This is a genomic window from Candidatus Venteria ishoeyi, assembly GCF_030378065.1.
Classification (GTDB): domain Bacteria; phylum Pseudomonadota; class Gammaproteobacteria; order Beggiatoales; family Beggiatoaceae; genus Venteria; species Venteria ishoeyi.
On sequence record NZ_JAUCGJ010000048.1, the window covers coordinates 1 to 14,101 of the forward strand.

Genomic DNA, 14,101 nt, shown 5'->3' on the forward strand with positions numbered 1-14,101 from the left:
CTATATTAAAATACCCCTTTGGGGTGTTAGCGCTAAAACCCATATTTTAAGTTTTACCGTTAAACATTAGAGATAAATCTGTTCGCCTGAAAGGCGAAGGTTTTAACCTTGTGCATGGAAAATAAACGTGTGACAATGAAGAGATAGTGTATGACACTATGATTCCTTTTTGTATCGCTTATCTTAGTTTAGCAAATCACTTTGCATTGTAAAGCTATCTTGTAAAAAAATATCTAATCTAAAAGCAATTCTGGCTTAAACCAGTAATATAAAAAATAACAATAAACCCGTACTGAAAAAAATACTGTAAGTTAACAGACTTAGCGCCTGCTGGCGATATAAACGCTGTTGCACCCAGAAACCAATAATACTGACCAATAATAACCAAACAACCGTCATTATCCAGGCAAACTGCCCGGCTTCTCCAAAAGCACTCCAGAAATCACCACGATAACCCAGCAACCAGGGCAGCAGTTCGTTCATGATTTCCATATTGGGAACCACATACAACCATATAAACAAGGTAGAGGCCAGCCAAAAGGCATAAGGCTTGCGGCGCAGGCTGGTGATTGCGGCGAATAACATTAAGCCCAGCATCAAAATATAAGGTGCGCTGGCAATTAAAAAGTCTGAATAAACCTGATCTTCCAGAAATTCATAGCTGATATAGCCCCATAACCATTCCCATTGCGCAAACTCATTGCGAGCATAAGTAGGCATCCAGATAAACTGAATAATTTTACCCCCTTGAAACCAGACCATAACAGCATGTGCTGCTTCATGAATAATGGTGAATAATATGCTGCCCGGTAACAATAACAACATATGCAGGCGATGTTGATAGACATATATTATCAGCTCATCAAGCAACAGGGCTAAGGGGTGTGCTTCCAGGGTATTTGCAAGTGGTTCAGACATATAGATTTTCAGGTAAATAATTTCTTGGTAGTGATAATATTTGGTATGTTAACAGTACACAATTTGGAAATTTAGGAGTGAGGATAAAATAAATACAGAAACTGGGTGCAGGTTCAAAGCATGAAAACCGGCACATAGTGAGCTATGTAACGGTTTTCGGAACGCAGAAAATGGAGAAAAAGGCCAGCCAAAAAGAAGCTTTTGCGTAACACCCGTTATAAGCTATTTGCGCCAAAATGCAATATGCAATACCACTAATAAGGTCAAAATTTCCAGACGACCCAGCAACATAGAGAAACTACCCACCCATAGACCTGCCGCTGAAACTTCTGAAAAGGTTGCAGTCACTTTTCCCAGTGCAGGCCCTATGGTATTGATACATGCAGCGACCGCAGCAAATGCGTCCACTGGCGTTAAACGGGTATCAGCAGCCATCATCAGCAGCGAAAGAAGCAAAAAACTTGCCATATATAAAAAAGTAAAACCCAATACCGCAGGCCCCACCCGCTCAGGTACGGCGCGTTTGCCAAGGCGCACCGGCAGCACGGCATTAGGGTGGATCAGACGCAAAATTTCACGCATCCCCTGCTTATACAGCAAAATAATCCGGGTGATCTTAAAGCCCCCTGCCGTTGAACCAATACAGCCACCGATAAAACCACTGCCAAATACCAGCACCGGGAGAAATAAAGGCCATTGGCTGTAATCCTGGGTGCTGAAACCCGTGGTACTCATCAACGAAACAACATGAAAACTGGCATAACGAAAAGCGGTTAAGAAAGACAGGGTAGGTGGATTAGCGGTGATGTCCGTGCCATTTTTTATGGTGGGAAAAGTTGCTAAAATAACGGTTGTCACGATAATCAGCGTCAGCAAAATATACACAAAAACCCGTGCCTGCAAATCCTGCCATAGGTAATTAAAGCGCCGCTTGTACCAGATATTAAAATAAATGGTGAAATTCAAGCTGCCCAGAATCATAAAAATGATCGCCACCGTCTCCACCAGGGCGGAATCAAAATAGCCCAGGCTTTTATCATGGGTGGAAAAACCACTGGTGGAAACTGTGGTAAAACTGTGGGCAATCGCCTCAAACCAGTCCATTTTTTCATGAGAGAAATAAAATGCAATGGCGCATAAGGCGGTCAGCCCAAAATAAACCCCCATCATCAACTTTGCCGTACTGGCAAGCCGTGGCGTTAGCTTTTCATCACGCATAGGCCCTGGTGCTTCAGCGCGTTGTAACTGATAGCCGCCCAAACCCAGCATGGGTAAAATCGCAATGGCTAAGACGATAATCCCCATGCCACCAAGAAATTGTAGTTGCTGGCGATAATATAAAATTGCCCTGGGCAATTGATCCAGCTTGGTTAAGGTGGTGGCACCGGTTGTGGTAAAGCCTGATACCGCTTCAAACACCGCTTTTGACACTGTAATATCGGCGATATTAGGAATGCCCTTAATCGCCAGCCAGAATGGCAGGGCGCTGACCAGACTCAACACAAACCAGAACAGCACCGTTACCATAAACCCGTCACGCGCTTGCAGACTCGACAGGGGGCGGGTATTGAGTTTCCATAACAGGAAACCGGATAGTGACATCAAAGCAAAGGTTATATGAAATGCCCGTAGTGATTTGATATCGTATTCATGAAGTGCAAATAGTATGGGCGGTATCAGCGTAAAACTGAACAGACCTAATAAAATCCCGGTTAAACGCAGTGCCAGAGTGAGTTGCATGGCTTTTTAATCGTGCAGACAGACTTGTTTCAGATGTGGATTTTTCAGCGGGTGATGTGAGGTTAAGACGGCAATGCCCCCTTGTTCGGAATGCTGATGTAATTGTTCCTCAACCCAATGAATGCCTTTTTTATCCAGTGAAGTAAAAGGCTCATCCAATATCCACAATGCAGCCTGTCGGGTCAGCAAGCGCGCCAGCCCAACACGGCGTCGTTGCCCGGCAGATAAGGTGCGGGAGGGTACATCTTCAAAACCGCGCAAACCAACCTGCTCCAAAGCATCATCTAATGTGATGTCAGTTGCGCTGCCGTGCATGGCACGACTCACCCGCAGATTTTCATAAGGGGTTAAATCGCCTTTAACCCCATGCTTGTGACCAACATAATTCAGCACTGCATTATATTCCAGGCGGTTGTCTTCTATGGATTCACCCTGCCAACACACCCGCCCCTCACTGGGCAATGCCAAACCACAAAGTATGCGTAATAAACTGGTTTTACCGCTACCATTATGACCTTCAATCTGCAACAATTCTCCTGGATTCAGCGACAGTTCCAGATTTTCAAACAAAACCCGATCATCACGAATGCAACTCAATCCATGCGTGCTGAGTCCGCGTTCTTCTATTATTTCCATGCGACAGCCTTTTGAATTTTCACCACGAAACCGCGCACTCTAGCATAAAGCGTGTGGTTTTGCTGTCATGATTTGGACAATATTTATGAGTTTTGATTTCTCAACACCAATGAAACAGGCCGCAGGCAAACTGGAAGCCGTGATTTTACGCTGGCTTAAATTATTGCTGGTGTTGCTGTGGCTTGCCAGTTTAATCAGTTATTCTGCCCGTTTTCCTGCTTCTGAACCGCTGCTGCAACATTACAGGGCGGAATTGTTTACCCATTTTACGGGTGTTTATTTTGCTTTAGGCATGATGCTTCTTGCTGGCTTGCTGGCCTTAAGACAAGGTTTCTGGGTTATTGCCGCTTTTGCGCTGGTGTTATTAAATGCGTTGGCAGTGCTGCCCTGGTACAGTCCAATGTCAAACCAACCGACAACTATCGCCAGCCAGCAGCAAAACATACGTTTATTACAGGCCAACCTGCTAAGCCAGAATACCGCGCATGACAAACTACTCAATCTGATTACGGAAAAACAGCCGGATATTATCGTTTTGCAGGAAGTCAGCAACCATTGGCAACAAGCTTTGGCTGCTTTGCATCCTGTCTATCCCTGGTTCAAGGTGATTGCGCGTGAAGATAATTTTGGTATTGCTGTATTTAGTAAACTTCCCCTGGAGTCCGTGACAGAAGTGCAACTGGGCGCACTACAACAACAAGACTATGCGCTAAGGAGTGAGGATAAAATAAATACAGAAACTGGGCGCAGGATTTTTATTCATTTTCAAGGCGTGAAAACAGGCGCATAGCAAGCTATGTAACTGTTTTCGGAACGCAGAAAATGGAGAAAAAGACCAGCCAAGTTGCTGAAGTTATAAAATTCTCGCTCCTAAGCACACCTGCGCTTTCCATGTCGGTTAAGCCGCAGTCACAAAGCTTTCAACTCTTAGTTGTACACCCCGTGCCACCAATTAATCTGGAAATGGCGGCATTACGCGATCAACAGTTGCAGGAAATTGCCTGGATTGTGCAGCACTGGCAAACACCCGGTATGGTACTGGGCGATCTCAATACTGCATTATGGTCGCCAGCGTATCTGACCTTAGAGCAGGAAACGGGGCTGTACAATGCGCGTCAGGGCTTTGGCATTTTACCCAGTTGGCCCGCACCGTTCTTACCGCTGGGTATTCCTCTGGATCATTGTTTGTTAAGTCCCACGTTTACAGTGCAGAATATTGCACTGATGCCATCGATAGCTTCGGATCATCAGCCATTGTGGATTGAAGTCGGGTTAGGCAGGCAAACTAAATAGAACCACAAATGAGGCTTTAGCCCCAATCATTCTCAATTTCATTCATCACTATTAAACTGCCGGTTATACTCCATACTGATTTTTTGCTTAGTCTGGATAAAACTAGACTTCAAATCCAAACAATGGAGGCGTAACATAGGTTAATACATTAAAACTTGTGGATAATGATGAAAAATGAAGCAGCCCACACATTTATTGCAGATATCCTGGTTGTCGACGACATCCGTGAAAACCTGCGTTTGTTATCAAAAATGCTTGTTGCACAAGGCTACCATGTCCGGCCTGTTTCTAGCGGAGCGCGTGCAATTTCCGCCATTCAGGATCAATACCCCGATCTGATTCTGCTAGACATCATCATGCCCGGGATGGACGGCTATGAAGTTTGTCAGCAGTTACAAGCCGATGAAAGCACCCGTGATATTCCAATTATTTTCATCAGCGCCTTGAATGAGACTTTTGATAAGGTAAAGGCATTTGCCGTTGGTGGGCGCGATTATATTAGTAAACCATTTAATGAAAAAGAGGTGATGGCGCGCGTCAAAACGCATCTTAGCCTCCATTTCACCCAACAGTCTCTTAAAACCGAAATAGCCGAACGCAAAAGAGTTGAGCATACCTTGCGGCAATACAATCAGGATTTAGCGCTGGTGAACCGGATGGGGCAAGCCTTGCAAGCCTGTCAGGTAGAGCAGGACACTTATGAGGTGATTACAGATACCTGCATGCAATTGTTTCCTGGCAGTTCAGGTCAGCTTTTGATAAGCAGGCAAAGTGATACTGAATTAGAGTCCGTAGCACACTGGGGCGATGCTTCAGCAGCCTTGCAGCCAATCCACGCGGCTGATTTTGTCTATCCAGATACGCCCCATGCTGTTGTATACCCTGATGCCGGTCAGACTATTTCACAGTTTGGCTATTCTCAACAGGCGCAGCGGTTCTACGTACCGGTCACTTCACAAAATAAGCTTTTAGCTGTCCTGAGCATTGCCTTAGAGCATGAGGAAGCGGAAAATTTGGCAGATGATTTGCAGCATAGCATCAAGTCCAAACACCTGTTGATTATAGAAATGACTGAACATTATGCGCTGGCACTGGTCAATTTGCGTTTGCGTGAAATGCTGCGGATAGAATCTATCCATGATCCCTTAACCGGGCTGTATAACCGCCGTCACATGGAAGCCTCGCTGGAACGGGAAATACACCGTGCTCAGCGGCATCAGAAACCTGTTGCTATTCTCATGCTGGATATCGATCATTTTAAAATTTTTAATGATACTTATGGACATAAAGCGGGGGATGCGGTGCTGAAGGAAGTGGGGGAACTTCTGAACGCCAGTTGCCGGGGGGAAGATATTGCCTGTCGTTATGGTGGCGAAGAATTTCTTCTAATTCTGCCGAATGCAACGCTGGAAAATACGCTAAAACGTGCTGAGAGGCTTTTGCAGACGGTGCGCCAGCATCATGTCAGCTACCAGAAAAAAAACCTTGCCGTCACGGCCTCTATGGGGATGGCGGCCTATCCTGAACACGGGAGCGACATTCAGGAGCTTGTCGGTGCTGCGGATGCCGCGCTGTATCGGGCAAAAGAACAGGGACGGGATCAAGTTGTACTGGCAGTTTAAGCGCAAAATTCTTACGTTGAACTCAGAGCCTATACGAAATGTGGAAATCGTAGCGAATGGGAGCAGAAATAAAAATGCGTTTTTGGTGCTGGATAGGATTATTAAATTGCTTACCATTAATTGCACATGGCGAGATTGTTAGTGATGGTACGCTGGGGGCAGTCCAATCCTTATCCGGGCCGGACTTTCACGTCGGTGCGGAACTAGGGCAGCAGGCCGGTAATAACCTCTTTCACAGCTTTTCCACATTTAATCTCCATCTTGGTGAATCAGCGACCTTTTCCGGGCCTGATGCGATTGCAAATGTCATCACCCGCGTTACCGGGGGAAAAGCCTCTCAACTCAATGGTGTGCTACGCGCTACCATGCCAAATGCCGAAGTCTATTTTCTCAATCCATACGGTATTTTGTTCGGATCTGAATTTACCCTGGATGTGCCAGGCAGCTTTCACGCTTCCACTGCGGATTATCTGCGCCTGGGTGAAAAGGCTTATTTTTATACCGATACGCAGCAGGTTTCTCAGTTCCACAGTGATCCCCCGCAAGCCTTCGGTTTTTTAGACAAACCGGTGGCCGGTATCAGTGTGAAAGGACGTGGAGAAATTACTGTTGATGATTTGACGACAAATTTATCGGCATCGTCAACTAATGAATTAAGAATATTAAATGAACCCACTCAAACCGGATTGCATCTCAAAGCGGGTGGCACGCTGTCTTTAATTGGCGGTGATTTAAGTATCAGCCAAGGCACTTATCTGCCGGAGTATGAGGTTTCCCCCAATGGCAGTATTATCACAGGCACTACCTATGTGCCGCTGTTGTCGGCAGAAGCGGGACGTATCCATCTTGTTGCCGTGGCAGGCGCAGGCGAAGTGGTAATTGGTGAAGCACAAAATCCCAAAGTGACTGAATTGGGTAATATTCAGCTTAGCGGTAAAAGCTTCTTGAGCACCAGTGGTGAGAGTGGTGGGACAATTCTGCTACGTGCCGGGGAGATTGAAATACTTGACAGCAAATTGAATACCAGCAATTTTGGCAATAAAGACAGTGATGGCGGTCTGGATATTCACGCTGAGAATATTTACCTGAGTGAAGATACTCATTTGGAAGCCGTTGCGCACAGCACAGGTAAAGGCGGTGATATCCACTTGCATGCCGGGGAACTTTTACAACTCAGTGACAAAAACGGGCCTACAGACATGACCACTATCTCAGTCCAGACCTTTGGGCAGGGAACGGGGGGAACGCTCTCAGTTACAGCTAAAAATATAGAAATTTTGGGTAATTCACTGATTGCCAATCAGAGTCAGGGAGAAGGCGACAGCGGTGATCTGATTATACAGGCGGAACGGATTGCTTTGTTGGGAGACAATGATTTTGCAACAAATAACGCTAAAGGGATTAATGGGGGACTCGGGAAAACGGCACAGGACGCGCACGGCGGCGATATCGTGATCGAAACCGGGGATTTGATCTTAACGCAAGGTATGGTGATTCGTCAGGCCGTGGTGGGGCAAGGTGAGCCGGGAAAACTGAAAATTCTTGCCAGTAGTACGGTGACAGTTAAAGGCGCGGACTCCAGCAAAGGTTTCAGCAGTGCTATTGTGGCGGATTCCGTATCAGCTGCCGAGGTTGATGAATCGGGTACGCCCATTAAGGGTTCATCTGCCGGTAAAGCAGGGAATATTGATTTGCATGTACATCATTTAGTGTTGGAAGACGGTGGACGCATCGCAGCCAATTCCACTTCTCCAGGTGCTATTGGCAGCAGTGCTGGCGCGGGTGAAGTTCATGTTCAGGCTGAACACATCGAAATTCGCGGCGTCAATCCTTATGGCAGAAACAATGACGGCTTTGGCTCCGGTATTTACTCACAAAGCTTTGGCGAAACGGCGGGGGATGGAGGCACCATTACCATTAACACGCAAACACTTACTCTGGAAGACGGTGGCGTTATTCACAGTGGCACCAACAACGCATCCAATGCCGGTGACTTGCATATCACGGTAGGCGGCATTGCCCGTTTCAGTGGAGACTCTGCGGATATTGCCTTATTGGAAGCAGGTCAGAGCCAGAGTCATTACCAGCATAATCCCAGTTATTCCGGGGCCGATGAGGCAAATTTCTCCAGCAGTGGTTTACGCTCCAGTTCACAAAGCCAGTTGGAAAGCGGGGGGGAAGGCGGCATTATTGAACTCAGTGCAGGGCAATTAATACTAGAAAAGGGTGCGGGTGTGAGCAGCCAAAGTAATGGCGGCGGTTTGGCGGGAAATATTCAAATGGCTATTCAAGGTGCAGTGCAACTTAGCAATGCCGTTATTTCCACGGAATCCGCCAGCAGTGGTGGTGGACAAATTGATATCACCGCAGATGGACTCATCCATTTACGTGCTGCAAAAATCACCACCAGCGTACGTGGTGGCAAGGAAAATGGTGGCAATATCAATTTAAGCAATATTGCTGCACCACTGGTCTTGGATCGCAGTCAAATTATCGCCCGCACCGATGCCGGACGCGGCGGAGATATTGATCTCCGCACCCGTGCTTTACTTCAGTCAACAGGTACGATAGTGGATGCAAGCTCGCATCTGGGCATTGATGGTACGGTGGAAACCCGCGAACTGGAACATGATGCCAGTGACAGTGTTTTTATCGCCAGCAGTCAACCCCTACGCAATGATGAGTTGGTGCTCGATGCTTGTCGTAAAGATACTTTACCCAGTCGTTTATTGCTGGCTTTGCAACAGGGCATTCCATTATCGCCAGATAGCTGGCCTTTGCCTGTTTTACTTTTCAAGACAACTAAAGACTCAAAATCTGCCCGTCTTATTCAAGTTGCATTGGAAAATCAAACACAAGGTCGTTATGCGCAAGCTGTTACCCAATTAGAACAAGCCTGGGAAATAGCAAAACAAAGTGGCAATCCAGCGCAACAAGCGCAGGTGCAAATCCATCTCAGTGCTTTGTGGTTAGCTCGGCAAATTCCTAATGTTGCCTGGAAACATAGTAAACAGGCAATGGAGTTAGTTAAGCAGGTTAGTGATAAGGCTATGCGTGATGCGCTAAAAGCACACATATTTAACTGGCAAGGGCTGATTTGGGCTATCTCTGAAAAATATGTCAAAGCACAAAAATCACTACAACAGGCGCGTTCTCAGCTTGTTTCTACATCAAACATGGATGAAGAACGAATAACTTTATTGCGTAATATTCGCTTTAACCAATTACGTGTAGCCTTGTATCAAAAGGACAAAGTCACTGTTCAGCATTTGTTGCAGGAATTTTCAAATCAGTTGCCGTTGTTTGAACGTTTGCGTTTAGTCCAATTGGGCATTTTTGCTGTGCAACAAAGCTATGATGCCGAGTTGAGTGCTTGGCTGCATGAACAGCTGGTTCAGGTAGAAACAGATGATGCTAATTTATTAGCCTATTTACATGGCTATCGTGGCATCCTGTTATTGTTGCAAAATCATCCTAATGCTCCACAGGCATTGCATCAGGCAATTTTTCATGCGCAAGCACGTCCTGATAGCTTGTATCGTTGGCAATGGTGGCTAGGTCGTTGGCATCAGGCACAAGGTGATTGGCAGGCAGCAGAGCAAGCTTATCAACACGCTATTCAGCATTTACGCAGTATTCGCTTAGCTTTGTACAACCAACCTCGTGATATGCGTCGCGTATTTGTCGAGCGAATTCGTCCTGTTTATTACGACTTAACGGATATGCAGTTGCGCAAAGGTCAATTACAACAAGCGCGTCTAACCTTGGAACAACTCAAACAGGCAGAGTTAGAAGACTATTTTCAAGATGCCTGTTTGTTGGTGACAGAATCGCAAATTGTGCCTGAAGAGTTAGGTGCAGGGATCGCCGTGTTGTATCCGATTTTATTGTCAGATCGTTTGGAACTCTTGCTAAGTGTGGACGGCCAGTTGCAGCATTTTAGTGTCAATGTAGCAGCCAGCAAGATAAGCAAGATCACGCAAAAATTCAGGAGTAACCTGCAAAATCCAAGTCGTTTTAGTTTTATAAGGCAGGCCAAACAACTTTATCAATGGCTGATTACACCAATTTTTCCAACTCTGGAAGCACATGATGTAAAAACCTTGGTGCTGATCCCTGACGGTGTGTTGCGCGGCATTCCACCAGCTGCTCTGCATAATGGTAAGCAGTTTTTGATTGAACAATTTGCACTCAGTGTGAGTCCTACTTTGCAATTACGTCTTATCGCGCAAACCCCAGCGCAAAAACAAGTCATGTTGGCGGGGTTATCGGATGCGGTACAAGGTTTCGCGCCACTGCCAGCGGTTGAGCATGAACTGCAATATTTGCAAAAGCTATATCCCGATGAGCCTAAATTATTTAACCAAAGTTTTTCCATTGAAAATCTGCGTACTCGTTTTAGTCAAACGAACTATAATATCTTGCATTTTGCCTCTCATGCGCAATTCAAACGCAATCCTGCTGAAACCTTCTTGCTCAGCTATCAAGATAAAATTACTTTGGATTTACTCAACGAATTACTCAGCCTGCAAAAATATGATGAACACGCCCTACAACTGCTGACCTTGAGTGCGTGTCAAACAGCAGTGGGGGATGAACGCGCCGCACTTGGCTTAGCGGGGGTTGCGATTAAAGCAGGTGCAGCAAGTGCCTTGGCAAGTCTCTGGTTTGTCAATGACGAAGCGACTTCGCGCTTAATGGTGAATTTTTATCAGGCTTTACAAAATGTGGCTTATAACAAAGCGGAAGCCTTACAAACGGCACAATTGGCGTTAATTAAAGATCGGCGATTTCGCCATCCTGCTTATTGGGCAGCATTTTTGTTAATTGGCAATTGGTATTAGTGTGATTTTGGCCTAATTCTGAGGTGCCCTATTGCTGAAAAAGCTAATTTTTAATCTGGCATTATGCTAACGCCGTTTTTTTCCGGTTGCAACAGAGCTTCCGTATCGCTTGCAGGCAGTTTTTGAGTGTATCGAAGTATTTTACAACCATCAACGCAAACTGTAGTGGTGAGAAAATAACTTCCTTATCTTGCTTAAATAGCAAAAAAAGGAAAAGCGTGTTTTGATTACCGTCTCCTAACTCCCGCCTGCAAGGTGGGGAGACTGTTTGCACTCACTTTTAGGGCAGAAATAAAAATGCGTTTTTGGTGCTGGATAGGATTATTAAATTGCTTACCATTAATTGCACATGGCGAGATTGTTAGTGATGGTACGCTGGGGGCAGTCCAATCCTTATCCGGGCCGGACTTTCACATCGGTGCGGAACTAGGGCAGCAGGCCGGTAATAACCTCTTTCACAGCTTTTCCACATTTAATCTCCATCTTGGTGAATCAGCGACCTTTTCCGGGCCTGATGCGATTGCAAATGTCATCACCCGCGTTACCGGGGGAAAAGCCTCTCAACTCAATGGTGTGCTACGCGCTACCATGCCAAATGCCGAAGTCTATTTTCTCAATCCATACGGTATTTTGTTCGGATCTGAATTTACCCTGGATGTGCCAGGCAGCTTTCACGCTTCCACTGCGGATTATCTGCGCCTGGGTGAAAAGGCTTATTTTTATACCGATACGCAGCAGGTTTCTCAGTTCCACAGTGATCCCCCACAAGCCTTCGGTTTTTTAGACATACCGGTGGCCGGTATCAGTGTGAAAGGACGTGGAGAAATTACTGTTGATGATTTGACGACAAATTTATCGGCATCGTCAACTAATGAATTAAGAATATTAAATGAACCCACTCAAACCGGATTGCATCTCAAAGCGGGTAGCACGCTGTCTTTAATTGGCGGTGATTTAAGTATCAGCCAAGGCACTTATCTGCCGGAGTATGAGGTTTCCCCCAATGGCAGTATTATCACAGGCACTACCTATGTGCCGCTGTTTTCGGCAGAAGCGGGACGTATCCATCTTGTTGCCGTGGCAGGCGCAGGCGAAGTGGTAATTGGTGAAGCACAAAATCCCAAAGTGACTGAATTGGGTAATATTCAGCTTAGCGGTAAAAGCTTCTTGAGCACCAGTGGTGAGAGTGGTGGGACAATTCTGCTACGTGCCGGGGAGATTGAAATACTTGACAGCAAATTGAATACCAGCAATTTTGGCAATAAAGACAGTGATGGCGGTCTGGATATTCACGCTGAGAATATTTACCTGAGTGAAGATACTCATTTGGAAGCCGTTGCGCACAGCACAGGTAAAGGCGGTGATATCCACTTGCATGCCGGGGAACTTTTACAACTCAGTGACAAAAACGGGCCTACAGACATGACCACTATCTCAGTCCAGACCTTTGGGCAGGGAACGGGGGGAACGCTCTCAGTTACAGCTAAAAATATAGAAATTTTGGGTAATTCACTGATTGCCAATCAGAGTCAGGGAGAAGGCGACAGCGGTGATCTGATTATACAGGCGGAACGGATTGCTTTGTTGGGAGACAATGATTTTGCAACAAATAACGCTAAAGGGATTAATGGGGGACTCGGGAAAACGGCACAGGACGCGCACGGCGGCGATATCGTGATCGAAACCGGGGATTTGATCTTAACGCAAGGTATGGTGATTCGTCAGGCCGTGGTGGGGCAAGGTGAGCCGGGAAAACTGAAAATTCTTGCCAGTAGTACGGTGACAGTTAAAGGCGCGGACTCCAGCAAAGGTTTCAGCAGTGCTATTGTGGCGGATTCCGTATCAGCTGCCGAGGTTGATGAATCGGGTACGCCCATTAAGGGTTCATCTGCCGGTAAAGCAGGGAATATTGATTTGCATGTACATCATTTAGTGTTGGAAGACGGTGGACGCATCGCAGCCAATTCCACTTCTCCAGGTGCTATTGGCAGCAGTGCTGGCGCGGGTGAAGTTCATGTTCAGGCTGAACACATCGAAATTCGCGGCGTCAATCCTTATGGCAGAAACAATGACGGCTTTGGCTCCGGTATTTACTCACAAAGCTTCGGCGAAACGGCGGGGGATGGAGGCACCATTACCATTAACACGCAAACGCTTACTCTGGAAGACGGCGGCATTATTCACAGTGGCACCAACAACGCATCCAATGCCGGTGACTTGCATATCACGGTAGGCGGCATTGCCCGTTTCAGTGGAGACTCTGCGGATATTGCCTTATTGGAAGCAGGTCAGAGCCAGAGTCATTACCAGCATAATCCCAGTTATTCCGGGGCTGATGAGGCAAATTTCTCCAGCAGTGGTTTACGCTCCAGTTCACAAAGCCAGTTGGAAAGCGGGGGGAAAGGCGGCATTATTGAACTCAGTGCAGGGCAATTAATACTAGAAAAGGGTGCGGGTGTGAGCAGCCAAAGTAATGGCGGCGGTTTGGCGGGAAATATTCAGATGGTTATTCAAGGTGCAGTGCAACTTAGCAATGCCGTTATTTCCACGGAATCCGCCAGTAGTGGTGGTGGACAAATTGATATCACCGCAGATGGACTCATCCATTTACGTGCTGCAAAAATCACCACCAGCGTACGTGGTGGCAAGGAAAATGGTGGCAATATCAATTTAAGCAATATTGCTGCACCATTGGTTTTGAATCGCAGCAGGCTTATCGCCCGCGCTGATGCCGGGCACGGCGGAGATATTGATCTCCGCACCCGTGCTTTACTTCAGTCAACAGGTACGATAGTGGATGCAAGCTCGCATCTGGGCATTGACGGCACAGTGGAAACCCACGAAGCGGAGCATAATGGCAGTGACAGTGTTTTTACCATCAGCGGCCAATTTCTGCGGGGAGATGCTTTCAGCCAAAATTTTTGTGAAGGTACCACAGGGCTGGCTGAGTTAAGTCGCTTTTCTTATGATACCCAGGCAGAAGGTAGTCATCAATCACCGGAGAGTTTGTTGCATTGAAAAGCCTATTCAACCTGAACTCGAGGTAAG

General features: G+C 46.4%; 8 protein-coding genes. 5 read left to right on the forward strand and 3 right to left on the reverse strand.

Going from position 1 to position 14,101, the window contains the following annotated elements; genetic code table 11:
- Positions 1–255: 255 nt before the first annotated feature.
- The 3 genes from QUF61_RS14370 to ccmA all read right to left on the reverse strand — a co-directional run bounded on the left by QUF61_RS14370 (position 256) and on the right by ccmA (position 3,294).
- Positions 256–918, reverse strand: coding sequence for a hypothetical protein (locus tag QUF61_RS14370; protein ID WP_289682317.1), 663 nt, complete (start codon positions 916–918; stop codon positions 256–258).
- A gap of 222 nt (positions 919–1,140) precedes the next feature.
- Positions 1,141–2,658, reverse strand: a complete 1,518-nt coding sequence (locus tag QUF61_RS14375; RefSeq protein WP_289682318.1) for a potassium transporter TrkG — start codon at positions 2,656–2,658, stop codon at positions 1,141–1,143.
- A 6-nt stretch (positions 2,659–2,664) separates the two neighbouring features.
- Positions 2,665–3,294 carry a cytochrome c biogenesis heme-transporting ATPase CcmA gene (gene ccmA, locus QUF61_RS14380; protein ID WP_103922514.1) on the reverse strand — a complete coding sequence of 210 codons (630 nt, stop codon included), beginning with the start codon at positions 3,292–3,294 and terminating at the stop codon, positions 2,665–2,667.
- 67 nt (positions 3,295–3,361) lie between these two features.
- Here ccmA and QUF61_RS14385 point away from each other — a divergent pair, with 67 nt between their 5' ends.
- The 5 genes from QUF61_RS14385 (at position 3,362) to QUF61_RS14405 (ending at position 14,071) form a co-directional block, all read left to right on the forward strand.
- Positions 3,362–4,084, forward strand: coding sequence for an endonuclease/exonuclease/phosphatase family protein (locus QUF61_RS14385; RefSeq protein ID WP_146066923.1), 723 nt, complete (start codon positions 3,362–3,364; stop codon positions 4,082–4,084).
- A gap of 32 nt (positions 4,085–4,116) precedes the next feature.
- Complete coding sequence (locus QUF61_RS14390) at positions 4,117–4,587, forward strand: endonuclease/exonuclease/phosphatase family protein (protein WP_289682319.1); 471 nt, start codon at positions 4,117–4,119, stop codon at positions 4,585–4,587.
- A gap of 164 nt (positions 4,588–4,751) precedes the next feature.
- Positions 4,752–6,209, forward strand: a complete 1,458-nt coding sequence (locus QUF61_RS14395) for a diguanylate cyclase (protein WP_289682320.1) — start codon at positions 4,752–4,754, stop codon at positions 6,207–6,209.
- A gap of 74 nt (positions 6,210–6,283) precedes the next feature.
- Positions 6,284–11,053: a CHAT domain-containing protein gene (locus tag QUF61_RS14400; protein ID WP_289682321.1), complete on the forward strand. Its 4,770-nt coding sequence runs from the start codon at positions 6,284–6,286 to the stop codon at positions 11,051–11,053.
- 297 nt (positions 11,054–11,350) lie between these two features.
- Positions 11,351–14,071 carry a two-partner secretion domain-containing protein gene (locus QUF61_RS14405; RefSeq protein ID WP_289682322.1) on the forward strand — a complete coding sequence of 907 codons (2,721 nt, stop codon included), beginning with the start codon at positions 11,351–11,353 and terminating at the stop codon, positions 14,069–14,071.
- Positions 14,072–14,101 lie beyond the last annotated feature (30 nt).